Annotated in this window: 18 protein-coding genes; 9 read left to right on the forward strand and 9 right to left on the reverse strand. The window is 71.7% G+C overall.

Going from position 1 to position 23454, the window contains the following annotated elements:
• Nucleotides 1–55 precede the first annotated feature (55 nt).
• Together G412_RS33140 and G412_RS0103535 are read left to right on the forward strand one after the other, a co-directional pair.
• Nucleotides 56–991 carry a DMT family transporter gene (locus tag G412_RS33140; RefSeq protein WP_208857836.1) on the forward strand — a complete coding sequence of 312 codons (936 nt, stop codon included), beginning with the start codon at nucleotides 56–58 and terminating at the stop codon, nucleotides 989–991.
• Nucleotides 981–2288, forward strand: coding sequence for an MFS transporter (locus tag G412_RS0103535; RefSeq protein WP_028810854.1), 1308 nt, complete (start codon nucleotides 981–983; stop codon nucleotides 2286–2288). The genes G412_RS33140 and G412_RS0103535 overlap by 11 nt, the downstream gene beginning before the upstream one ends.
• On the opposite strand, the gene G412_RS33145 is transcribed toward G412_RS0103535, so the two are convergent.
• Complete coding sequence (locus G412_RS33145) at nucleotides 2251–3459, reverse strand: MFS transporter (protein WP_051338108.1); 1209 nt, start codon at nucleotides 3457–3459, stop codon at nucleotides 2251–2253. The genes G412_RS0103535 and G412_RS33145 overlap by 38 nt on opposite strands.
• Nucleotides 3460–3652: 193 nt before the next feature.
• Between G412_RS33145 and G412_RS0103545 the strand changes: the two genes are divergently transcribed.
• The 4 genes from G412_RS0103545 to G412_RS0103560 are packed head-to-tail and all read left to right on the forward strand — an operon-like array spanning nucleotide 3653 to nucleotide 8171.
• Nucleotides 3653–4258, forward strand: a complete 606-nt coding sequence (locus G412_RS0103545) for a GNAT family N-acetyltransferase (RefSeq protein ID WP_028810855.1) — start codon at nucleotides 3653–3655, stop codon at nucleotides 4256–4258.
• Nucleotides 4255–5667, forward strand: a complete 1413-nt coding sequence (gene argH, locus G412_RS0103550; RefSeq protein WP_028810856.1) for an argininosuccinate lyase — start codon at nucleotides 4255–4257, stop codon at nucleotides 5665–5667. The genes G412_RS0103545 and argH overlap by 4 nt, the downstream gene beginning before the upstream one ends.
• A gap of 38 nt (nucleotides 5668–5705) precedes the next feature.
• The gene (locus G412_RS0103555; protein WP_028810857.1) at nucleotides 5706–6905 is read left to right on the forward strand and encodes an argininosuccinate synthase; all 1200 of its coding nucleotides are present in this window, start codon (nucleotides 5706–5708) and stop codon (nucleotides 6903–6905) included.
• Nucleotides 6906–6908: 3 nt separating this feature from the next.
• Nucleotides 6909–8171 (forward strand): MFS transporter, encoded by a 1263-nt coding sequence (locus G412_RS0103560; RefSeq protein WP_028810858.1) that lies wholly within the window; start codon nucleotides 6909–6911, stop codon nucleotides 8169–8171.
• An 86-nt stretch (nucleotides 8172–8257) separates the two neighbouring features.
• On the opposite strand, the gene G412_RS33150 is transcribed toward G412_RS0103560, so the two are convergent.
• The 4 genes from G412_RS33150 to argJ form a co-directional block, all read right to left on the reverse strand.
• Nucleotides 8258–9082 (reverse strand): TauD/TfdA dioxygenase family protein, encoded by an 825-nt coding sequence (locus G412_RS33150; RefSeq protein WP_037647717.1) that lies wholly within the window; start codon nucleotides 9080–9082, stop codon nucleotides 8258–8260.
• 48 nt (nucleotides 9083–9130) lie between these two features.
• The gene (locus G412_RS33155; RefSeq protein WP_051338109.1) at nucleotides 9131–10606 is read right to left on the reverse strand and encodes a class I adenylate-forming enzyme family protein; all 1476 of its coding nucleotides are present in this window, start codon (nucleotides 10604–10606) and stop codon (nucleotides 9131–9133) included.
• Nucleotides 10603–12033 (reverse strand): asparagine synthase-related protein, encoded by a 1431-nt coding sequence (locus tag G412_RS0103575; RefSeq protein ID WP_167546438.1) that lies wholly within the window; start codon nucleotides 12031–12033, stop codon nucleotides 10603–10605. The genes G412_RS33155 and G412_RS0103575 overlap by 4 nt, the downstream gene beginning before the upstream one ends.
• Nucleotides 12034–12580: 547 nt before the next feature.
• Complete coding sequence (argJ, locus tag G412_RS0103580) at nucleotides 12581–13738, reverse strand: bifunctional glutamate N-acetyltransferase/amino-acid acetyltransferase ArgJ (protein WP_028810860.1); 1158 nt, start codon at nucleotides 13736–13738, stop codon at nucleotides 12581–12583.
• Nucleotides 13739–14002: 264 nt separating this feature from the next.
• On the opposite strand from argJ, the gene G412_RS0103585 reads away from it, so the two are divergent.
• The gene (locus tag G412_RS0103585; protein WP_244282837.1) at nucleotides 14003–14752 is read left to right on the forward strand and encodes an enoyl-CoA hydratase/isomerase family protein; all 750 of its coding nucleotides are present in this window, start codon (nucleotides 14003–14005) and stop codon (nucleotides 14750–14752) included.
• Between the two features lie 496 nt (nucleotides 14753–15248).
• Here the strand turns inward: G412_RS0103585 and G412_RS0103590 are convergent, their stop codons facing one another.
• The 3 genes from G412_RS0103590 to G412_RS0103600 all read right to left on the reverse strand — a co-directional run bounded on the left by G412_RS0103590 (nucleotide 15249) and on the right by G412_RS0103600 (nucleotide 20326).
• The gene (locus tag G412_RS0103590; RefSeq protein ID WP_028810862.1) at nucleotides 15249–16142 is read right to left on the reverse strand and encodes a coiled-coil domain-containing protein; all 894 of its coding nucleotides are present in this window, start codon (nucleotides 16140–16142) and stop codon (nucleotides 15249–15251) included.
• Nucleotides 16143–16425: 283 nt separating this feature from the next.
• On the reverse strand, nucleotides 16426–19335 hold the full coding sequence (locus tag G412_RS33160) for an SUKH-4 family immunity protein (RefSeq protein ID WP_037647584.1): 2910 nt from the start codon (nucleotides 19333–19335) through the stop codon (nucleotides 16426–16428).
• A 7-nt stretch (nucleotides 19336–19342) separates the two neighbouring features.
• The gene (locus G412_RS0103600; protein WP_078606771.1) at nucleotides 19343–20326 is read right to left on the reverse strand and encodes an SMI1/KNR4 family protein; all 984 of its coding nucleotides are present in this window, start codon (nucleotides 20324–20326) and stop codon (nucleotides 19343–19345) included.
• A gap of 238 nt (nucleotides 20327–20564) precedes the next feature.
• Here G412_RS0103600 and G412_RS33165 point away from each other — a divergent pair, with 238 nt between their 5' ends.
• On the forward strand, nucleotides 20565–21191 hold the full coding sequence (locus G412_RS33165) for a YwqJ-related putative deaminase (RefSeq protein WP_051338110.1): 627 nt from the start codon (nucleotides 20565–20567) through the stop codon (nucleotides 21189–21191).
• A gap of 10 nt (nucleotides 21192–21201) precedes the next feature.
• On the forward strand, nucleotides 21202–21744 hold the full coding sequence (locus G412_RS0103610) for an SUKH-3 domain-containing protein (protein WP_037647585.1): 543 nt from the start codon (nucleotides 21202–21204) through the stop codon (nucleotides 21742–21744).
• A gap of 212 nt (nucleotides 21745–21956) precedes the next feature.
• Here G412_RS0103610 and G412_RS0103615 read toward each other — a convergent pair whose 3' ends face one another.
• Nucleotides 21957–23300: a sensor histidine kinase gene (locus G412_RS0103615; RefSeq protein ID WP_028810866.1), complete on the reverse strand. Its 1344-nt coding sequence runs from the start codon at nucleotides 23298–23300 to the stop codon at nucleotides 21957–21959.
• Nucleotides 23301–23454: the final 154 nt, after the last annotated feature.

Raw genomic sequence — 23454 nt, forward strand, 5'->3', positions numbered from 1 at the left:
GATGACTCCTGACACCACGGCTCCGGCACCACGGTCACGCGGAGCGTCCAGTGCCGTGCTCCTGATGGTGGCGGTCACGGCCGTATGGGCCTCCACCTTCGTGATCATCCAGGACTCGATCGACCGCATGCCGGTGCTGGACTTCACCGCCGCGCGGTTCGCGGTCGCCGCCCTGGTCCTGGTGGTCATCAGGCCGCGGGCGCTGTGGTCGCTGGACCGCGGCGGGCTGGTGCGGGGTGTGCTGCTCGGCCTGGCGCTGGCGGGCACCTACCTGTTCCAGACGTACGGCCTTCTCTACACCTCCACGACGGTGTCGGCCTTCGTGACCGGCATGTTCGTGGTGTTCACGCCGCTGATCACCGCCGTCGTCCTGCGCCGCCGGCTGTCACTGGGCACCTGGGCCGCCATGGTGCTCGCCCTGGCCGGCCTGGCGCTGCTGACGTTGCGCGGTTTCTCCATCGGGATCGGGGAACTGCTGACCCTGGGCTGCGCCCTGTGTCTGGCCCTGCAGATCGTCGGCACCGGCGAGTGGGTGGGGGGACGCGATCCGTACGCCCTGGTCCTGGTGCAGATGGCCACCGTCGCCGTGGTGTGCGGGGTCGCCGCGGCGCCGGGCGGTCTGGAGATGGTCCCGCCGGACGCGGGCGCCTGGTTCGGCGTGCTGTACACCGGCGTCCTGGCGACGGCCGTCGGCATTGTCATCCAGACGTGGTCGCAGACCCGGATCAGTGCCACGCGGGTCGCCATCGTCATGACCATGGAGCCGGTGTTCGCCGCGTTCATCGGGCGGCTGGTCGGCGAGGAGCTCACCGCCTTCCAACTGCTGGGCGCCGCCCTCGTGCTCGCGGCGATGTACGTCATCGAGCTCGGTTCGGCGGGCGGCGGCGGATCCGAACCGGAGCTCGCGGACCAGATGGCCCCAGCCGCCGCCGACCGCGAACTGACCACGACCGCCGCCGCCCCGGCCACGGAGACGCCCCGTGAGCGTTGACGCCGCACCCGGACCTTCCCCCGCCTCGCCACCGGGCGCCCCGCCACCGGTCAGGAACCGCAGGCGCCAGTTGCTCGCGGCTTCCGCCGGCAACCTCGTCGAGTGGTACGACTGGCTCGCCTACGCCTACCTCGCCACCTACTTCGCCGACCAGATCTTCCCGCCCGGCGGCGGACCGGTCGTACTGGCGCTGAGTTCCTTCGCGGTCTTCGCGGTGGGCTTCGCCGCCCGTCCGGCCGGCGGCCTGCTGCTCGGTGTCCTCGCCGACCGGCACGGGCGCCGCACGGCGATGACCGCGACGATCGCCCTGATGGGTGCCGGACAGCTCGCGATGACCGTGCTGCCGACGTACGACCAGATCGGCATGGCCGCGCCGGTGCTGCTGGTCGTCATCCGACTGGTCCAAGGGCTTTCCGTGGGCGGTGAGTTCGCCGTCGCCGCGGTCTTCCTCGTGGAGTCGGCCCCGCCCCGGCGCCGCGGCCTCTACTCCAGCGTCAGCTACGTGAGCGCGAACCTCGGTCAGCTCCTGGCGGCGGGCGTCGCCGCACTGCTCGCCGCGCAGCTCAGTACGGAGCAGATGCACTCCTGGGGCTGGCGCGTCGCCTTCGGTATCGGCGTGGTCGCCTGTCTGACCGGCTTCTGGGTACGCCACGGTACGGAGGAGACCCACCCCGCCCTCGCGGAGCGGGCCGCCCGGCCGCGGCTGTTCGACTTCCTGCGCAGCAATCCACGGGAAGCCGCGCTGATCGTCGGCATGACCCTGGGCGCCACGGTCACCTTCTACACCTGGACCACCTTCCTGCCCACGTACGCCGAACTCGCTGTCGGCTTCGACCCGGCCTCAGCACTCACGGTCAGCACCCTCGCGCTGGCGTTCTTCACGGCCATCCAGCCGCTGGCCGGACTGCTGTCGGACCGGATCGGCCGCAAGCCCCTGCTGATCACCTTCGGCGCCGGTTTCACCGTCCTGACCGTGCCGATGCTGGAGCTGCTGAGCGACTCCTTCTGGAGCCTGCTGCTGATCAGCTGTGCGGGGATGGTGCTGCTCACCGGCTACACGGCGGTGAGCGCGGCCGTGATGGCGGAGCTGTTCCCCGCCCGCGTGCGCACCGCGGGCATCGGTCTGCCGTACGCCGCCACGGTCGCCGCGTTCGGCGGCACCGCCCCGTACCTGGCCACCGCCCTGATGGACAGCGGCCACGGCGAGTGGTTCGGCTGGTACGTCTCCGGGCTGACGCTGATCTCGACCGTCGTCTACGTCACCATGCGCGAGACGAAGGGGGCGGAGCCGAGGTGAGTCCGGGCTGCCGCCTGCGCCGTGGCAGCAGTACGAGACCGGCGAGCCCGCCCACCGCCGCCAGCCCGAACACCGGGCCCAGGCCCACCCGGTCACCCAGCAGGCCGGCCACCGGGGCCGCCGCGGCCTGCCCCGCGGCCAGCGCGAGAAAGGACACGGTGACCCCCTGCGAGGCGCGGGGGAACAGCTCCACCGCCCACAGGATGAACAGTCCGCTCAGCCCCATGTAGGCCGCGCCGAACAGGGCCGCCGATACCAGCGCCACGGGCAGGACCGGCCCCGGCAGCGCCGGCAGGGCGAGGCTGAGCGACCAGGGCAGCCACAGGATCACCGCGGCGCGGCGCGGGCCGGCCGCCTGCGTCAGCCGGCCGGTCAGTCCGCCCAGCGGACCGCCGACGCCGATCACACACCAGCAGACGGCGGCGGGCACCCCCGCCAGACCGGCCTCCACCAGCCGCCCCTGCGAGAAGTTCCAGTACGGGGCGGACGTCGCGCCCAGGACGAGCGAGCTGGCCACCAGCCGCCGTACATCGCAGTCCCGCCAGGCCGGTCCCCGGCCACCGCCGGCGGAGACCGGGAGGCCTTCGGGTTCGTGCTGCCCGGCGTCCCGGCGTGCGGGCAGCACGAGCCACGTCACCGCCGTCGCCAGGGCGGCGATCACCGCGAAGGACGCCCAGCTCCAGCGCCAGCCCACTGAGATCAGGGGGGTGAGCGCCGACAGCACCAGCCCGAAACTCGTCCCCGTGTTGGCCCAGGTCTGCGCCGGCCGGTGACCGGCGCCGGCCACGCGCCGGCTGATCAGTTGTGCCACCCCGGTCGACGCCAGCCCCGCGCTGCTCGCGGCGAGCACGGCGCCCACCGCCAGCACCGGTACCCGCTGTGCCATGGCCACCGTCGCCACTCCGCCCGCCGCCAGCGCCCCCGAGGCCAGCACCGTTCCTCTGGGCGAACGGCCGGCCACCACCGGCCCGAGCAGCAGTCCGAGGGCGTACCCCGTCGTGGCGAGACCGCTCAGGAGTCCCAGCCCCGCGCCCGACAGCGAAAAGACCTCACGGAATGTCGGCTCGAAGAGTCCATAGGCGTACCGCGCGAACCCGTAGCACACCGCGATGATCGCCGCCCCGGCAGCGGCGAATACGGACCAGTGAGGTTCACCGCCCCTTTCCCTCAAATTTCCCACTCCCTCGGGGCGTTCAGCAACGGAAGGTCAAGTCTTGCTCATATGGCGAGACGCGAAGCGCCGTAAGCCTGTCCGTTCGCGGACATGACGCATTCCGGCCAGCCGCCTGTGTGGACGCCCCCGATGAGCGGCGAAAGGATGATGACTCGATGCCATTGTCCACGCCCGAGAGGGAGTCAACTCCGTGCCCGCGTACAGCGATTCGGTCAGCATCGGTGCCGCCGGTCCGGTCCCCGTGGAATGCGTACTCCAAAGGCGTCCGCTGACCCGTGCGGAAGCAGACGAGGTCGTCGCCCAGATCCGGCGCTCACCGAAGATCACCGGTTACAGCCGGTCCGAGTGGCAGGGCCGCCGGGACACCTTCGCACTGGTCCGCCGGGACGGGGGCGAACTCGTCGGCGCCCTGCTCGTCCACCACCTGGCGGGCCGGTGGGCCGAGATAGCAGTGGTGTTCGTGCTGGAGGAACACCGGGGCAGAGGGTACGGCCGACAGCTCCTGGCGGGCGCGCTGGACATGATGGCGGGCACCAGGAAGCGACTGCTCCTCTTCTACTCGGAGGGCGGTCCGATGGGCGCTCTGGCCCGGGACCACGGATTCGAGATCCATGCCGGCGAAGACGCGTTCGTACGGGGGATGCCGGGGCGACGCGTCTTTCTCAAATACATCTACAAATTCCAGTGGCTGTGCAGCTTCTACCGCATTCGCGAAATGCGGCGCAAACGCCGGGAACTGGATTGCACCTTCGACTTCAAGGTCGCCTTCCTCCACACCGAAGGAATCAAGAAATGAGCAGCAAACCCCCGCAGGAATCCGGAATCTGGGACGGCTGGCTCACCGGTGGGCATTCCCTCCTCGAAGAGATGAATGCCTCGGTCCGCTTCGACCGGAGGCTCGCGACACAGGACATCGAGGGATCCAAGGCGCACGCCGCCATGCTCGGTGAACAATCGATCATCTCCGCCGCGGACGCCGCGTCCATCATCTCCGGACTGGAACAGGTACAGGCCGAAATCGAGGCGGGCACCTTCGTCTTCGATCCGGCTCTCGAAGACGTACACATGAACATCGAGTCCCGGCTGCGCGAGCTGATCGGCCCGGCGGCCGGGCACCTGCACACCGGCCGGTCCCGCAACGACCAGGTCGCGGTCGACACCCGGCTGTGGGTACGGGACGCGATCGACCGGATGGACGCCCTGCTGGCCGGGGTGATCGGCATCCTGGCGGACCGGGCAGCGGTCCACCACGCCGACGTCATGCCCGGCTTCACCCACCTCCAGTGCGCGCAGCCGGTCACCATCGGCCACCATCTGCTGGCGTACGGCGAGATGTTCCTCCGGGACCGCGACCGGCTCCGCGACGCCCGCCGCAGGCTGGACGAATCCCCGCTGGGCGCCGCCGCCCTGGCTGGCACGGGTTACCCCATCGACCCCGCCTCCACCGCACGGCGGCTGGGCTTCGAGCGGACGGCACGCAACTCGCTGGACGCCGTCTCCGACCGTGACTTCGTCCTCGACTACCTGTCCGCCGGAGCGACCCTTGCCGTGCACATCTCACGGCTCGGGGAGGAACTCGTCCTGTGGAGCACCCCGCAGTTCGGTTTCATCAAGCTCCCCGAGGACCTCTGCGCCGGCTCGTCGATCATGCCGCAGAAGCGCAACCCCGACCTGCCCGAGCTGATGCGGGCCAAGTCCGGGAGGATCTTCGGCAATCTCATGGCCCTGCTCACCGTGATGAAGGGCCTGCCGCTCGCGTACAGCCGGGACATGCAGGAGGACAAGGAAGCCCTCTTCGACTCCGCGGACCACCTCGAACTGTGCGTACGCGCCACCGCGGCCATGCTTCAGGGCATCACCTTCGTCCCCGCCAAGACCAGGCACGACGCCGAGCTGGGCAACACCGTGGCCACCGATCTCGCAGACTGGCTGGTCACCGAGAAGGGACTGCCCTTCCGCGAGTCCCACAGCGTCGTCGGCGGCCTGGTCGCCTGGCTCCAGGCGCGGGACAAGGAACTCAAGGACGCCTCACCGCAGGAGCTCGCCTCCTTCGACTCCCGCCTCGCGGGGCTGCCCGCCGAGGTGCTGACCGTCGACCACGCGGTGGACCGCCGCCGCTCACCCGGCGGCACCGCACCCGCTCTCGTACGGGAGGCGGCCGCGGAACTGCGCCGGCGCAACGAGCGGCTCGTTCCCTCCCCCTGACCCCGGTCCCTCTTTCCTCAGCACACACAGGAGTTCTCATGGCTTCCACCGACCGCGTGGTACTCGCCTACTCGGGTGGTGTGGACACCACTGCCTGCATTCCCTATCTGCGCCACGAGATGGGCTGTTCGTACATCGTCGCCATGGCCGCGGACCTCGGCCAGGGCGACGAGCTGGAGGCCCTGCGTGAAAAGGCGCTACAGGCCGGCGCGGACGAGTCGATCGTCGTGGACGCCAAGGACCGCTTCGTACGCGACTACGGGTTCCGCTCGGTCAAGGCGAACGCGCTCTACGACGGCCAGTACCCGCTGTCCTCCGCACTCGGCCGCCCGCTCATCGGTGACCTGCTGGTGGAGGCGGCGCACGCGTACGACTGCGGCGCGGTCGCCCACGGATGCACCGGCAAGGGCAACGACCAGGTGCGCATCGACCTGACCGTGGCACTCCTGGACTCCTCCCTGCGGATCCTCGCCCCGGCACGGGAGTGGAAGTTCAGCCGCGCCGACACGATCGCCTACTCCGAGAAGCACGGGATCGCACCCCATGTCACCAAGGAGAAGCCGTGGGCGATCGACCTCAACGTCCTGGGCCGCAACGTCGAGGCCGGGCTGATCGAGGACCTCACCTGGGAACCCACGGAGGAGGTGTGGAGCCTGACCCGCCCGGTCGAGGAGACGCCCGACACCCCCGAGTACGTGACGATCGGGTTCGCCGAAGGCGTCCCCGTAACCCTGGACGGGACTCCACTGGCACCACGTGAGCTGATAGCCCGGCTCAACACGCTGGGCGGGCGCCACGGCATCGGCCGGATCGACATGCTGGAGAACCGGGTCGTCGGCGTCAAGTCCCGTGAGCTGTACGAGGCGCCGGGCATGCTGCTGCTCATCCAGGCACACCGGGAGCTGGAGGGCCTGGTCCTGCCGGCGGACGTCCTCGCCCACAAGAAGCCCCTGGAGACCGCGTACGCCAAGGTCGTGTACGACGGTCTGTGGCACGGCCCGCTCCGTGCGGCCCTCGACGCCTTCATGGACTCCACCCAGCAGTACGTCACCGGGGAGATCACCCTGCGCCTCTTCAAGAGCCGGGCCACGATCGCATCGCGCGTCGCGGAGCGGGCGATGTACCAGCACGAGCTGGTGACGTACGGATCGGACTGCACCTTCAACCAGGCCAGCGCCGAGGGCTTCATCGACATCTTCGGGCTGCCCAGCCGGGTGTGGAACCAGGTGAACGGCTGACTCATGAGTGACAACCCGCCGGGGCGGCGCCCCGCCACCACCGCTCGCCCCGGCGCCGCCGGGGCTGCCGGGGCCGTCGGTCCTGTCGTCATCATCGGCGTGTTCGGTGTGACGCTCGGCATCACGTACCCCCTGTTCGCCCTCATGCTGGAGCGGCAGGGGGTCTCCGGCACCGTCGTGGGCCTCAACGGCGCGATGACGCCGCTCGGCATGGTCCTGACCGCCGCGCTGATCCCGGCGGCGGTACGCAGATGGGGCCCGTGGACGGTCATGGTGAGCGCGTCGGTGGGCACGTCGGCGATCCTGTCCGTACTGGCGCTCACCGACAGCCTGGGACTGTGGTTCGTCCTGCGCTTCGTGCTGGGCGCCTGCGCCGTCGCCATGTTCATCCTCAGCGAGACCTGGATCAGCGCGATCGCCTCCGACGCCAACCGGGCGAGGCTGTTCACGGCGTACACCTCCGTGCTCGCCCTCGGCTTCTGCATCGGACCGGCCGTGCTGACCGTGTCCGGCAACGCTCCGGGTCCCGCGCTCACCGTCGCGGTCGCCAGCCCGCTGCTGGCGCTGTGGCCTCTGTGCACCGGCCGCCGCCGAGTACCGGGCATGGCGGCGAGCGGAGCGGTACCCGTCGGGGCGCTCGCCCGGCAGTTGTCCGTGCTGCTCGTCGCGGTGCTGACCGTGTCGGTCTTCGACGCCGTCACGCTCCAGTTCCTGCCGCTCTACGGCGAGGCGGCGGGACTCACCTCCGGCCAGGCGGCGTTCGCCCTGACCGCGCTGCTCATCGGGCAGATACTTTTCCAGTTCCCGCTGGGCTGGCTCGCCGACCGGCTGGGGGCACGGACCGCGCTGCTGCTCTCACTCCTGGTCGGCGCGCTGGGCGCGCTGCTGCTGCCCTTCGCCGTCGACGGCGGGCCGGGGTGGCTGTACCCGACGGTGGCCCTGTGGGGAGGCATCGCCTTCGCCGGGTACCCACTGGTGCTCACGCTCCTGGGTGAGGGGCTGCGGGGTACCAGCCTGCTGCTGGCCAACACGGCTTTCGCGATCGTCTGGGGCGTGGGCGGAGTACTGGGGCCGCCGTACACCGGAGCGGCGACGGACTGGCTGGGTGTCGACGGCATGCCCTGGTCCCTGACAGCCCTGTGGCTGGTGGCCCTGGTGGTGACCGCCGGAGCGTTCGCGGCCGGCCGTGGAAAGGCCGTGGTGGGCGTCGGCGGGCCCGGTCGTGAGCCGGTGCCCACCGACGCCGTCGCCGGCCGTGATCAGTGACCCCGCTTCCGCCGGCCCCCTCACTCCCCTGTGGTGAGGGGGCCGGCGTACGGGCGTCCCGCCGCGGCGGCGACGTTCGGTGCCGGTCAGGCCACTTCGGCGACCTGACCGCGCCACAGGAGCCGGACGCCGTCCGGGCTGATCGGCGTGCGGCCGTGCATGGTGCGCTGGTTGTTGATGAGCAGCAGGTCACCGCTCTGCCAGCGGTGCTGGTAGGTGTAGCGGGGGCTTCTGAGGAAGCCGTCGAGCTCCGCAAGGAAGCTCCGTGACTCCTCCGCCGTCATTCCGGGCACTCTGACGCTCCAGGAGCGCGGCTGTGCGTCCGCCTGGTAACCGGTCGAGAGGTTCAGCGCCCGGTGACCGTCCCCGTAGGTACGGAAGTTGGGAACCGCGTACCAGCCCGCCGGTGCGGTGGGGTAGAAGTCCGGTTCCTCGACGCGGTACTCGAAATCGCGCTCCTCGACGACCGACCGCAGGGACTCGGGCATCTCCTTCCAGGCTGCCATCTGGTCGACGACGTAGGTCTCGCCGGAGCCCGGTGTGTCCTTGAAGTCGACCGCGTACAGGATGATCAGGTCGGTACGGGTGCCCACGAGCACCCCGTCGGTGTGCAGCGGCAGCGGCCCCCGCCCCGTGACGACCTTGTCCTTGTCGCGGGAGGCGTTGAGCATCAGCAGGTCCGACCGGCCCTCGCCCAGCTTGTACTCCACCTTGTCGCCCACGGCCGCCACCAGCCGCAGGAACTCGTCCTGGTCCAGCGACCGCTCCCGGACCAGGACACACCCCGAGCTGACCGCGGCTTCCCGTACCTGCTTGCCGATGTCCTCGGGGGTCACCGCGGGCGGCAGGGACAGCAGCTCTCCCATGCCCGACTCCGTGAGCCGGCGGGACTGTACGGACTGGCTGGTCATGCCATCTCCTTCGTTGTCAGCAGCGTTCCTCGCATCGAACCCGGCCGGTCAGCCGTACAGTTCGCGTGCACGTGGCCGGTCCGGCTTCCCCACCGGCGTGTGCGGGATCTCGTCGACGATGCGGACGGGCGCCGCGATCCCGACGTCCTCCAGTACCGCCGTCAGGCTGTCGGCCGCCTCGTTCGCCGGCACACCTGGCGACGGCGCCGCGACGATCAGCACGCCGCCCGTCGCACCGGCCAGTACGACCACTTCGCGCACCGGGCAGCGGTCCGCCAGGGTCTCCTCCAACGGGGGTGCGAACACCACCCCGTCACCGGCCGCGATCGCGTCACCGACCCGGCCGAGCAGGCGGTACTCCCCGTCCGCGCCCAGTTCGGCCACGTCCCCGGTGTGGTACCAGCCGTCCTGGAAGGAAGCCGCGGTGGCCTCGGGGTTCCCGTAGTAACCCGAGGCCGTGGCCGCCGACCTGGCGATGAGCTCCCCGAGCCGGGGGGTGCCCGGCCGCAGGGGTGCCAGCCTGACCTCGACCCCCGGCAGCGGGCGCATGCCCCGCTCCTCCTGGTGTTCGCCGTCGAAGTTGCCCAGCACGATGCCGAACTCGGTGGACCCGTAGATCCGCCGCATGCCCACCCCGAGGGTCTTCCTGACCCGCCGCACCGTCGAGCCGCCCAGGTAGGCGCCGCCGGACAGCGGCAGGCGCAGGTGGGGCAGCGGTACGCCACCCAGTGCGCCGGCCGCTTCGGCCAGTTGCTCGTAGTGCCGGGGCAGCGCGCTGAACACCGTCACCGCGTGCTCGCGCAACGCGGCCAGTACGTCGCTGGGGGCGGCGGGCGACACCAGGAGCAGTTCGGCGCCGGACAGCAGGGCCGGCCACATGTGGACGTCCGTCCCGTGCGCCACGTCCAGCGGGTGCATGCAGCCCAGCACGTCGCCGGGCGCGATACCGAGGAGCCGAATCCACTCGGTCCGGTCGCTCAGCAGGTCCGGCTGGCGCCAGGCGACCAACTTGGGCCTGCCGGTCGACCCGGACGTTTCGAGAAGCCGGAACGGAACGTCCCCGGCATCCGGCAGCACCGGCGGCACCTCGGGTGCTCCCTCGCCCGCCTGCCGTATCCCGGCCAACGCGACGGCCCGCGGGCCGTGCGGGGCGGCGGCGGGATCGCCGGAGGTGACGAGCAGCGCGGGGCGCGCCTGGTCGGCGAGCCACTGGGCGCGGGCGGGCGGGGACGCGGGGCTGATCGGCAGGTGGACGGCGCCCAGCCGGCACAGGGCGAGCATCAGGGCGACGTAACCGGGGCTGTTCTCCAGTCGCGTGGCGACGACGGTGCCCGGCAGCACGCCGTGCCGCGCCAGGCCCCGGGCCAGGCGCTGGGCGTACACGGACAGTTCCCCGTACGTGAGAATCTCGCCGCTCGTCGTGCGGACGGCCACCTGGTCATGACGTTCCGCGGCCATCTCGCGGAAGGCGTCGAACAGCACGGACTGCTCCTTGTTCACGTCGCGGTTCACGTCGCGGTTCACAGCGTCGCCTTGGCCGCGTGCGCGGCACGCTCGTAGATGTCCTCGGACTCCCAGTCGTCGAGGTGGCCGTCCGCCGCCCTCTCCAGGAGCAGGGCGAAGCAGTGGTGGTAGACGCGCCGGCGGTCGTCGTGGCCGGTGTCGGCCGCCAGTCTGCGGGCGACACCGGCCTGCAACCCGCCGCCGTGGTGTACGGCGATCTTCTGCCGCCAGGCCACCTCGTAGGGCACGGACGCGTTGAAAGCGGTGCGAAGGTGAAACTTCTCCCGGCCCTCACGGACCTTGCAGCCCGGTGCCGTCTCCAGCGCCACCTTCATGACCGGCCACTCCCAGAACGGATGGAACACCGGCCGCCCATGGGCGAGCGCCGACCGGCTGTTGAGCTCCTCCGTGAACCGGGTACGGTGCACGGCCTCCAGCACCTGGGCTATCAGTTCCTTGTCGGAGTCGTACGGGGAATACAGGCCGGCGTTGATCAGGTCGCTGCCGTACCCGGTCAACAGAGCCCGGTCCGGGGGCAGTACGCCGTCGCGGTGTACCGCTGTGGCGGTCAGGGCCACCTCCACGACCTCCGGCGCGATGCCGCCGAGCCAGCGCACCGTGTCGGGTATCGCCCTGACGAAGGCGTCTTCGGACAGCTCCGCCTCCATCAGCTCCACACCGGCCAGTCCGGCAAGCTGCCTGGCCCCCTCGAACTCGTTGCCCCAGGTGGATCCCACGCTGCACGCCACGACGGGAAGGCCGAGTTCGGCCGCCAGGAACGTCACGGCGCCGGAGTCGATACCGCCGGAGAGCAGCGTGGTGAACGCGGTGTGCGGCGAGGCGGCGGCGTAGTCACCGATGACCTGCCGCAGGGCCTGGAGCTGATCGTTGCCGGCCCGCATGGGGTTGTGCCGGGTGGGCCGCCAGTAGCGGTTGAGCGGATCGTCGCCGTGCACCGTCCTGGTCACCCACCCGCGGCTGGTGCGCCGGGTCTCCTGAACGGTGTTGTAGCTGACGCGGCGGACGTGCTCGATCAGGGTCTCGTCCTCGACGGGCGCGGCGGCCACGTGCCGCTGTACGACGGGCAGTCCGAGCGACGGAAGGATCAGCGGGGCGAGGAAAAGATCGGTGAAGTAGGCGAACCGTCCGTTCAGCCGTCCCGAAGCGGTGTAGACGGGGTCCTCGTTGAAGGCCGACGTCGCGACAGCGACCACGTCCTCGTCCAGCCGGATGCTGGTGTGCGCCATCCGGGGCGCGCTGTAGGGCAGGTGGTCCGACGCGGCGGCGCGCATGGTGCGTACGTCCACGTCGAAAGACGGCAGCACGGATGTCGGCAGTTCGAGACCCTGGTGGTAGAGGTGGAACCGGTCCGCGTCGATCCGGGTGGAGATGCCCTCCAGCTCGGGAATCTTGCAGTTCGCCACTACGACCCATGTACTGGCTGCCATGAAGGAACCTTTCAGCTCGGTTCGTGAAGGGGGCGCACGCTGCTGTGGGCGAACCGCCGGCGCGGGATGGAGCGCCGGTACGTTCCGCCGCCCGGCGTGGTACCACGGTTCCCAGGACCCGTCCGGTGAGGAAGCGATCCGCATGCTGAACGCGGCGTCGCCGGCACTGCCCGGCGTTCCCGCAGCGTGGCACCGGGCGCGCCGCCCGGGCTGCCGGGCGTGGCCGCGTCGGCATGCGTGCACGCAGCAACTCTCGTCCGGTACGGCTGCCCCATCAAGGGCGTGACCCTGTCCACTTGGTGCCGTGGCCTGAGGTTGACAGCCCCGCCTCCCGCTCGCGTGACCGCCGCCGGGTGAGGTCACCGTGCGGCGGCCGGCGTATCCGGCCGTGCCCTTCCGTCCCCACTCGCCGGCGGCCGTCCACGGAAAACGCCGACCGGCCTGCCGGCAGGTGAGCCGTCAGGTCGGCCGGCGCGTCAGGTCAGCCGGCAGGTCGGCCGGCGCGTGAAGCCGGCCGGCGCGTCAGGTCGTGTAGTCGGCCGGTGCGTCAGGTCGTGTAGTCGGCGTTGATCCGCACGTACCCGTCGGTGAGGTCGCAGCCATACACGGTGAAGGCGCCGTCGGCGATCCCCAGGTCCACCTGGATGACCACCTCGCTCCCCCTCAGGTACGCGGAGGTCTTCGCCAGCAGGGCGTCGTCCGGCTCCTGCGGGTACATCGGGAGGTCACCGAAGCGGATAGTCAGGCGCTCGGGGTCGATGTCCGTCTCGTCGTGCAGCTTTCCGACCGCCATCGCCACCCGGCCCCAGTTGGGGTCGGCCCCGTGCACGGCGGTCTTGACCAGCGGGGAGTTGACCACGCTCTTGCCGACCCGCTTGGCCTGGGCGTCGTCACGGGCACCGGTGACGTGCACCTCGATGAGCTTGGACGCCCCCTCGCCGTCGGAGGCGATGTCCCGCACGAGGCTGAGTGCGCAGCGGTACAGAGCTTCCTCGAAGGCGTCCGGGTCGACGCCCCCCGCCAGGCCGTTGGCGAAGATGGCGGCGGTGTCGCTCGTCGAGGTGTCCGTGTCGATGCTGAGCGCGTTGAACGTCCTGTCCATGACCCGCCGGAACACGGCGTCGAGCTGGTCGGCGGGCACGTCGGCGTCGGTGAAGAAGAACGTCAGCAGGGTGGCCATATTGGGCTCGATCATGCCCACCCCCTTGGCGATCCCGGTGATCACGGCCTCGCCGCACGGTACGGAGCAGTGCTTGGCGCGGGTGTCCGTCGTCATGATGGCGCCGGCTGCCTTGCGGAAGTCCGCGTCCGGAAATGGCCAGCGCAGCGCGTCAAGCCCGGTTCGGATGCTGTCCATCGGGTAGCGGCGGCCGATCACGCCGGTCGAGGCGATGAGCAGTTCCTCGGGGGCGATACCGATGATCTCCGCGACCCGCTGCCGGACCTCGGCGGCGTGCTCGGCCCCGGCCCGGCCCGTCGCGACGTTCGCGTTGCGCGACAGGACGACCATGCCCCGGCCCCGCCGGGCAGCCGCGGCCTCCCGGCTGAGCACAACGCTGGGCCCGGCGAAGCGTGAGCGCGTAAACACCGCCGCCGACCTAGCCGGAACCTCCGAGACGACGACCGCGAAGTCGTCGCCGATGTCCTTGAGCCCCATGTTCTGCGTGATGCTGCGAAAGCCCCGGGGGACCGCGGCGTCGTCCATGGCCGACCTCCATGCGTGGCCGCCGAGGCGGCCGTACGAGTGCGATGCGCCCGACCATAACGCATGAAAATTCCAGGCACCGTACGTTTCCACTCCTGCGTCGACCAGTCCAAAACGGCCACCGGAGGCCAACTACCCACGCCGGTCCGCATGGTGGACGCCCATTGCGTTTGACCGCCCACCCGATTGAGCATGCTGACTGCCGCATACTTATCCTCCGAAAGGGGAGGCCGCGTGCCTACGAGCAATCCTGAGACGATGAGCATGAGATGCGAGACACTCCCCGGAGCGGTGGCTCTCGTCGAGTTCTCCGAAGCACACGAACAGAACCCGTTCAGCAGGGCCCGCATGCGGGAACTCACGCGTCTGCTCCGCTCGCTGGACGCGGACGACTCGGTGGCGTGCGTGGTCCTCACCGGCGGACCGGGGCGCTCCTTCGGTGCCGGCGGCGACTTCAACGAGGTGTCCGAGTTCACCGGCGGAGACGAGGTCGACGGCTGGATCGACGACATCACCGACCTGTACACGACCATCGCCGGCATATCGAAGCCCGTCGTGGCGGCGATCGACGGTTACGCGATCGGTGTCGGCCTCCAGATCGCGCTCTGCTGCGACTTCCGTATCGGCAGCCGCGAAGCGAAACTCGTGATGCCGGAGTTCCGGGTGGGCATCGCCTGCAACTTCGGCGGCTACATGCTGGAGACCGTGGTGGGCCGCAGCGTCATGCAGGACATGCTGTACACCTGCGCCGAGTGGCCCGCCGACCGCGCCCTCGCCGACCGCCTCCTCCACGAGGTCACGGAACCCGCCGCCCTGCTGGACCGCGCGATCACCCACGCACGGCGGATCGCCGGCTACACCGCCGCAGCCGTCCGTTCCACCCGCCCCCGCGTCAACGGCCCCTACATCGAGGGCCTGATGCGCGTACGGGAGGAGGGCAAGCGCTCGCACCGCACAGCCTTCTCGACCGGCGAAGCTCAACAGCGTATGCGCCGCATCATCGGCAAGACCTGAAGCCCGACCCCCGACGCGACGGTCCGACCCCTCGCCGACCGGGCCCTCTTGCCCACCCTCCACGTCCACACGCGGGCGCAGGCCCACCTGGCCGCAGACCGACGCAGGCGCAGACCGACGCGGGCGCAGGCCAATGCGGGCACAGACCAACCCCGCCGCAGGCCGACGCCGGTGGAGGCCGACGCGGGTGGAGGCCGACGCGGGCCCAGACCAACCCGTCGCAGGCCCACCCGGCCGCAGGCCGACGCGGCCGCACGCCAACGCGGGCACAGACCAACCCCGCCGCAGGCCGACGCGGGTGCGGGCCAACGCGGGCGGAGGCCGACGCGGGCACAGACCAACCCGGCCGCAGGCCGACGCAGGCTCAGATCAACCCCTCCGCAGGCCCACCCGCCGCAGGCCGACGCGGGGGCGGTCCGAGGGGCGCGAGCCGTGCGCGCGCGTCGGGCTGCGCCCGGAACGGTGCCGAACGTCGCCGCCTGCGCCGCGTGCCCGGTCAGCCCTCTGCCGGGGCGCGGCCGGTCAGGGTGGCCAGGCTGGTGCGGACGTGGGTCATGTGGGCCTGCATCTCCTCGCGTGCGTCTTCGTGCTCGCGCAGGACGCGTTCCGTCTCCCGTACGACGCGCTCCTCGCGCACCCGCGCCTGGGCGAGGATCTCGGCGGCCTGCGCCTCCGCGTTCTCCTGGTCGTGACGGGCCGCCTCCTCCGCCTCCGTCATGGCCCGCTTCGCGTCAGCGAGGCCGGCCTCCGCCAGAGCAGTCAGCTCGGCGTGGCGGGCGTCCAACTCCGCCGCCCGCCCAGCGAATTCGCGCTCGGCGCCTTCCCAGCGCTCCGCGTGCTCCTTCTCCTGCTCGGCGAGCAGGGCGGCCGTACGCTGCCGCATCTCCTTGAGCGCCGCGACGGCCTCGCCCCGCCACTCCTTCACGTCCCGGCGTGCCCCGGTCCTGATCTCGTCGGCGGCGCCCTGGGCTCCGAGAATGATCTGCCGGGCGCGGGTCTCGGCGTCCGCCAGTACCGTCTGGGCGTGCTCACGGGCCGCGTCACGGGCCGCGGCGGCCGCCGCCGCAGCCTCGTCGCGCAGCGCCTGGGCCTCGTCGCGTGCCGCGGCCGCCAGTTGCGCCGCCTCTTCCTCGACCACCGCGAGCAGGTGCTGGGCGCGCTCACCAAGCGCCTCGTACGTCTGCGGAGGGAGCCCGTCGGCCTGTTCGCGCATCCGCGCCGCCTCCGCCTCCATCTCCCTGGTCAGGACGGTGAGGCGCGCGGCGCGCTCCCATGCGGCGTCGCGGTCCTGGGAGAGCCCGGCGGCGTACCGCTCCACCTGGTCCGGACGGTAGCCGCGGCCCCGTCCGGCGACGAAGCCGTGAGGTGACGGTGAAACCGATGCACTCATCCTTGAACCCCTTCGACGCACGACACAATCCGTCGTCATCTTGGCGGATCACACTCAAGCGCCCAAAACCCGACACTCCGCCTGATCGCTCCGGTCAAGCGTGCGCCATTTACCGTCAGAAGTCCGAATCGGTACGTCGTCGGGCGACGCGCCGAAGAGCTTTTCGGCCGCCGACTCGCCCGACGGCGCGCCATAAGAACATGACCAGGGCACCCGACCCGCCATGCGGGTCGAGCGCCCCGAATTCCACGATCCGTCAGGCCTCAGACCGTCAGTCGTCCGCTCAGAGCAGTCCGTCCCACATCTGCTCCAGCAGCACCGACCACCAGCTCTCCGGCGACGCCAGCGCCGCCGGGTCCAGCGCGGCCAGCTGCGCCTGGAAGTCGACCGTCCAGCGTCCGGCCTGCTCGGGCGTGAGGCCGAAGCGCAGTCGCCACATGTGCCCGAGCAGCGCCAGCGAACGGGTGAACTCCGGCAACCCGGTGTTCACGAACTGCGGCGGCACCGGCTGCCCGCCCGGACCCGCCTCCACCGGTACGGCCACGATGTTCGCCGTGCCGTACTGCACGCAGACCGCCCTGCCGAAGTCACTGCCCATGACGAGGTACGAGCCCGCGTCCGAGGCCGCCTGCACCCCGCGCTGCGCCGCGAGCTCCGCAAGCGTCGGCACCGGCTGGCCCGGCACCGCCTGCGCCCAGAAGAACGGCCCGAAATCGACGGGCAGACCCGCCCACACAAGCGTGCGGGCCACGATCTCCGGTACGCCCTGACGCGACACCGCCGCCTGGTCGAAGCGGAAGATGCCCTGCGGCCCGAAGGCCCCCAGCAGTTCGTGCGCGATGCCCTCGGGCGGAATCGGCGGCGCCTGCATCAGCTGACCCGGCGGCGGCAACGGCACGCGCACCGGCGCCGGGCGCGCCGGACCGTCCGCGACCTGGTGCAACTCCCCCTGATGGGTGAGGAGATGCCGCATGCCCTGCTGGCGGCTCGCGTGATCCTTCCCGTACGGCGCCACGCTCGTGATCCGCACCTGCGGCCAGGTCTCGCGGATCATGCGGGCGCAGTAACCACCGGGCAGCTCGCACGACTCCAGCTCCGTGTGCAGCTCCAGCACCTGCTGCGGCGGCACGTTCATGGCGCGCAGCTCGTGCAGCATCTGCCACTCCGGGTGCGGGGTGCCGGGCGCGGAGCGGCGGATGAGCTGCTGCTCGCTGCCGTCCTGGGCGCGGTAGCGCAATACGGCCTGATAGCCGGGGCCGACCGTCGGCAGCCCGGTCGGCTGGGGCTGCGGATAGCCGTAGCCCTGGCGCTGCGGCTGCGGAGGCTGCGGCATCGGCGCGGCGCCGGGCGGCATTCCCGGCGGGCCGGGCGGGCCGGGAGGCCCCGGAGGCTGCGGCGCGCCGGGCGGCGGACCGACCTGGCCGGGACCGGCCAGCATGGTCGCCGCGTGATGCACACCGCCGCCGGGCGGGCCGGGAGGCTGGGGGGCGCCGGGCATGCCGCCACCCTGGCTCGGGCCGGCCAGCATCGTCGCCGCATGATGAACGCCTCCACCGGGCGGCGGAGTCGAACCAGGCGCACCGGGCGGTCCGGGCGGACCAGGCGGACCGGGCGGAGTCGGCTGACCAGGAGCACCCGGCGGCCCAGGAGGCTGCGGGGCGCCGGGCATGCCGCCACCCTGGCTCGGGCCGGCCAGCATCGTCGCCGCATGATGAACGCCCCCACCAGGCGGCGGAGTCGCACCAGGCGCACCAGGCGGCTGCGCCCCCTCGGGACCCAACGACGAAACGAACTGCGTCGGTACGTACCCACCCGCCGGGGCACCGGGCGTGCCCGGCCCCGAGGGAGGCGGCGGAACGGCACCGGCGCGCGCGCCCGGCGTACCGGGGGCGCCAGGCGGCGGCGGAGGCGTCGAACCGCTCCCACGCCCGGCGCCCGGCACCGCGGCCTTGCCGGTCGCGGCGTCGGCGATCTCCTCGGCGTCGGACCGGGGCCCACCGGGGCGTACGGGCGTCGCGGGCGGCTGCGGAGCCGCACCGGGCACCGCGGGGGCGACCGTGGTCGAGGGCAAGCCACTGCCGCCGGACATCAGCGCCGTCTTGGCCTCCGGCGGCACGCCGGGCGGCGGGGTGTCGTCCTCGTCGGACCCGCTGAGCGGCGGCGCGAAAACCGTCGCCGGCAGCGGAACGGACGCGTCGTCGGAGCCGGTGGCCGAGTTGGTGTCGGTCCCGGCCCAGGGGGTCGCCCCGGCGGGCGCCGCGGGGACCCCGTCGGAAGCGGTCGGCTCATGGTCACCCTGGCCCGCGGTGGGCCAGGAAGTACCACTGGCCCCGCGTTCGGCCTGCGAAGCGTTCTCACTTCCGACGCCGCCCCAACTCCCGGCACCGGCCGTCGAACTGGCGTCACCCGACACCCCGCGGACACCGGCCCCACCCAAATTCCCACCGACGGGCACCGAACGGGCGTCACCGGGTGCCACCTGGCCACCGGCGCCGCCCCAACCGGCACCGGAGGACGAGCCGCGCCCACCCCCCGTACCGCCCAAGTCCCCACCCGCCGTGGCGGAAGCCGCCCCCGCACTCAAGGCGTCGGCCCAGTCACCGCGCGACGACGCCGAACCGGCCCCGCCCTGCGGCCCGTTGCCGACCACACCGGCAGAACCGGGAGCACCGGAAGAACCGTCAGATCCAGCAGATCCGGCGGAACCGGCGAGAGGCCAGTCGCCATCCGCCGAAGAAGACGCACGCGCACCGGCCCCACCCGCACCCCCCGCCCCCATAGCAGGCGCGTCCGCCCCCGCCCCGCCACGATCCGGAATGCCCATCTTGTCCGCCGCGTCCTGGAGCCACTCCGGCGGCGTCAACAGGAACGACGTCTGCTCCAGATCCACCCGCTGCGCCGGAGCCGGCCCCACGTCCGCCGCCGGTGACGTGCCCGGCGCCCCGTACTCCTCCTCGTACCGGCGGATCACCTCACCCACCGGCAGACCGGGCCACAGCGTGGCCTCGCCGCTGTCCCGCGCGATGACCAGGCGCTGCCTGCCGCCGGAGGCGGGACCACCCGCACGGTCCTCCGCCCAGACCACGAATCCGAGTTCGAACTCGCGCACCCGCACCTCACGGTGCGACGGCACGGGCACGTCCCCGTTGACCCACTCTTCCGCGCGCTCCTGCGCCTGCGCGAAGGTCACCACCGGACCGTCACCCCTCGTCCGAAACCGGGACGGCGCGCGCGAAGCCGCCGTCGACCATCAGGTTCGCCACGGTCTCCAGCTCCGGCGGGTTGCCCGCCAGCCGCTGCAGAAAGGCGTCGAAGTCGTCGCCGCAGGGCAGCAGCAGCCGCTCCACGCGCTCGTGCACCGTCCAGCCGTCGCGGTCCCGCGCGTCGTCGTACGCGACGAACCACACCGACCCGGCACCCTCGCCCCTGACCTTCACGGCCAGCAGACCGCCCTGCACGAAGGCGACACCCAGGTAGTCCTTGGTCATGTGGTCGCGCAGGCACTTGTTGACGTACACCAGATCGTTCACAGCGGCCTCGTCCCGCACCGTGAAAAACGGCTGGTCGACCAGCAGCCCCAGCTCCGCGTCCAGCGCCGCGCCCACCGGCGCACAGCCGCCCGCCGCCTTCAGGAAGGACCGGTACGCACCCGGCAGCCGGTAACCGAGGTCTTCCTCCACGCCCAGGATCTGCTGCTCAGTCACCGATACAGAACCCTTCGGCAGCCCGAAATGGGCCGGCCGCGTCTCCTGCAACGGGCGCGTGCCCCGCTTCTCCTGATCGACGGCAGCCGTCGCGAGCCCGCCGTGGTGGCGCAGCAGCGCTTTCACCTCTACGGGTACGAGTTCCATCCGCCGGGTGTTCGGCACGTGGTGCCAGGTCCAGCCGTGCGGAGTGGCGACCGCCGGAATGGTGTCCCACAGGTCGTGCCCGGCGGCAGCCAGCGCCGCGTTGGCGGACACGTAGTCGGTGAGCCGCAGTTCGTCGACACCGAAGCCCTCCGGGGGCTCGGCGATCTCCGCGGCGGCACGCGCGTACGGCGTGAAAACCGGAAAGCCGTCGTCGTCCACACGCACACCCCGCGGGTGGCGGGCAGCCCGGACCGGATCCGGGAAATGCACGAGCTGCCCGGCGTAGGCCGCGTTCGGTGGCGCGGCTTGCTGCCCGAGCCGACCTGTCGTCATGGCGGATGCCCCCTGCTGCGTCTGGCTGGTTCGCACAGCCTATGCGGTGGGGCACCAGGCGGTCCCGCCCCTCGCCTTGCGTAACGAACCGTCACACCGAGGTCACCACCCGGCCACACACGTACAAGATTCACTGACCCAGCTTCCGTACCACTGGACACATTTGGCAGGCTGTCCAGCAACGCGGGGGCGTGCACACCAGCGGCTACCGTCGCGGGCACGGGAGGGGAGCACCACCATGCACATCGCACAGACAGCCGCTACGACGACACCGACGGGCACGGCCACGACGACGACAGCGACACCGACGGCGGCGACAGCGACGGCCACAGGCGCCGACGCAGGCACAGGATCGGGCACGGCCACAGGAACCGCCGGAGACCCGCGCCTCACCTGGAGCAGCACCGAACCCACCCGCGTGCCCGCGATCAGCCACCGCCGCGACGGCATCCTCCCGACAGTCGCCGCCGCACTCTCCGTGCGCGGCACCGACACGCTGACGTGCACCGCGGGCAGAGGCGACCAGCCGCCCCCGCTGCACCCGCTCGTCCAAGACTTCCTCGACACCCTCAGCAGCGGCCAACGGGAACGCTTCACCGGCCGCTGCCCGGAAGCGATCCTCCTCTCCCGCCACATCACCGCCACCGAGGGATCACGCTCCAAGCGCGCCTCCCGCAAGCCCCTCACCACAGGCGAGGCCCGCCGCTCCCTGAAGCACTCCAAGCTCACGGCGCGCCGCATCCGCGAGGACGGGGACCCGCTGCACGGCAGTTACGCGCCGCCGTGCCGCTCCTGTACGCCCATGCTCGCCCATTTCGGTGTACGTGCCGTAGACCTGACCGCGACCACTACCGAGAAGGGCTGACCCGCAGCCGATGCCGGCCCCCCACCACACCAACACCAGCGGCCCCGCCCACCCCAACACCAGCACCACCCGCTTCCCGGTGGCCGTGGACGTCGCCCTGCGCACAGCCGGCTGGCAGCCGGGGCGCTGGGACATACGGCAGGCGGAGCACTGGGCCGACACCCTGCGCGCGCACACTTCCCCGGCGGGCCACCGGCACGCCGTCTTTCCGGCGGCGGTCGAGGCATGGGCCGAATTCGGCGGACTGCACATCACGCCGCCCGGGCCCGGCCGGCAGATCGCTCCCACACCGGTACGTTTCGATCCCCTGAGCGGGCTGCACCACGCCCGTACGCTCGCCGACCTCGGCCGGGCACTCGGCACAGAGGTCTGCCCACTGGGCACGGAACTCGGCGGCGAGGGGGACGAGGGCCAGGCAGTGCTCGCGATCGACGTGGAGGGCCGCGTCTACAGCCTGGACCACACGGGCGACTGGTACCTGGGCCCCGACCTCGACCAGGCCCTGTCCACCCTGATCACCGGCACCCAGCCAAGCCGCCTGACCCCGGCGTAAGCCCCACGGCGGGGGGCGGGGCGGCGGGGCCGGGCGGGAACCGACGTACCCCCGCCCGGCAGACCCTGGCAGGCCCCGCGCGACCCCGCGCCGGGAGGCGACAGCCCGTAACCAGGCCGTACCAGCGGCCCGCACACGCCAGCTCACACCGCACCCAGTAGCAGCAGTTCACACCCCACCCGGAAGCAGCTCGCACCCCACCCGGAAACGGACTACGCCACCCCGCGCGGCCGGGCCGGGAGAACCGCCGAGACGCGGAAGCCGCCCGCGTCCGTCGGGCCGGACACGAAGACACCCCCCAGCGCCGTCACCCGCTCCCGCATCCCCACCAGACCATTCCCCCCGCTCGGCAGCCCCGCGTCCGCCGCCCCACCGTCCGACGGCCCGTTCTCCACCTGCATCGCGACCTCCGAGCCGCGGTGCGCCACCCGCACCCACGTCTTCGCACCGGCCGCATGCTTGTGCACGTTCGTCAGAGCCTCCTGCACCACGCGGTACGCCGTCTGCTCCACCAGCGGCCCGCAGGCAACCGGGTCACCCTCCACCGAAAGCTCCACGACCATCCCCGCCTGCCGCGACTGCCCCACCAGCGCATCGAGATCAACCAGACACGGCCCGTCCTCCGCCTCGGCCGCCGCAGCGGCCGCAGCCGCGACACCGACCGCCGCCAGCGGCACAGCAGACGCCACCGGCCCCTGCCGCTCCCTCGCGCTCCCCGCGTCCCCCGAACGCAGCACGCCGAGCATCTCCCGCAGCTCCGTCAGCGCCTGCCGCCCCATGTCACCGACCAGCGCCGCGTTCTTCACCGCCTTGGCCGGATCCTTCAGCGCCACCGCCTGGATCGCCGCCGCGTGCACCACCATCAGGCTCACCCGGTGCGCGACCACGTCGTGCATCTCACGCGCGATCCGCGTCCGCTCCTCCGTACGCGCCCACTCGGCCCGCTCCTCCGCCCGGTCCGCCAGCAGCGACAGCTCCCGCTCCAGCGAATCGGCCCGCTCCCGCAAGCTCTCCATCAACCGCCGGCGCGCCCCTATATAGAGCCCGTACAACACCGGCGGCCCGGTCAGTCCGAGCGACATGAAGAGCGACATCAGCGGCACGTACCAGGGACCGGGCCGGAAGTCCCCGTCCGCCGCGTTCGCCACGTCCTGCTGGGTCCGTACGAACGTCACGATCAGCGTCCCGGCGAAGGACATCCCCGCCAGCACCACGGTGATCCGGCGCGGCACCTCCGACGCGGCCAGCGTGTACAGCGACACGATGCCCATCAGGAAGCCCATCTCGGCCGGCGTCACGGCGATCGACACCAGCACCACGGCGATCGGCCACCGCCTCCGCACCACCAGCGCGGACCCCACGACCAGCCCGAACACCACCCCCAACGGGACCGGCAGCCCCGCATCCCCCGCGAACCCCACCCCTTCCAACGCACACTCAAGCGCCGAAGCCAGCGCCAGCCCCACATCCAGAACGACACCGCGCCGCCTGTCCCACCACCAGTAACGCCGGGCGGTCATGCCCGTGGCGTCCTGTTCTGCCCCCGTTACGGTCATGCCATCCACCCTACGGGCGCCCACCACCCAATATCCGGCGACCGGATGAGTGCGGAAACAGCCGTTGGCTCACGAAACATGTGTTGTCCACACGAACTGTTGAATCGACCGCGCTTTCGGCCCGCGAGTCCGCATACCGAACAAAGCTGCTCGC

Source organism: Streptomyces flavidovirens DSM 40150, from assembly GCF_000429085.1.
GTDB classification, from domain to species: domain Bacteria; phylum Actinomycetota; class Actinomycetes; order Streptomycetales; family Streptomycetaceae; genus Streptomyces; species Streptomyces flavidovirens.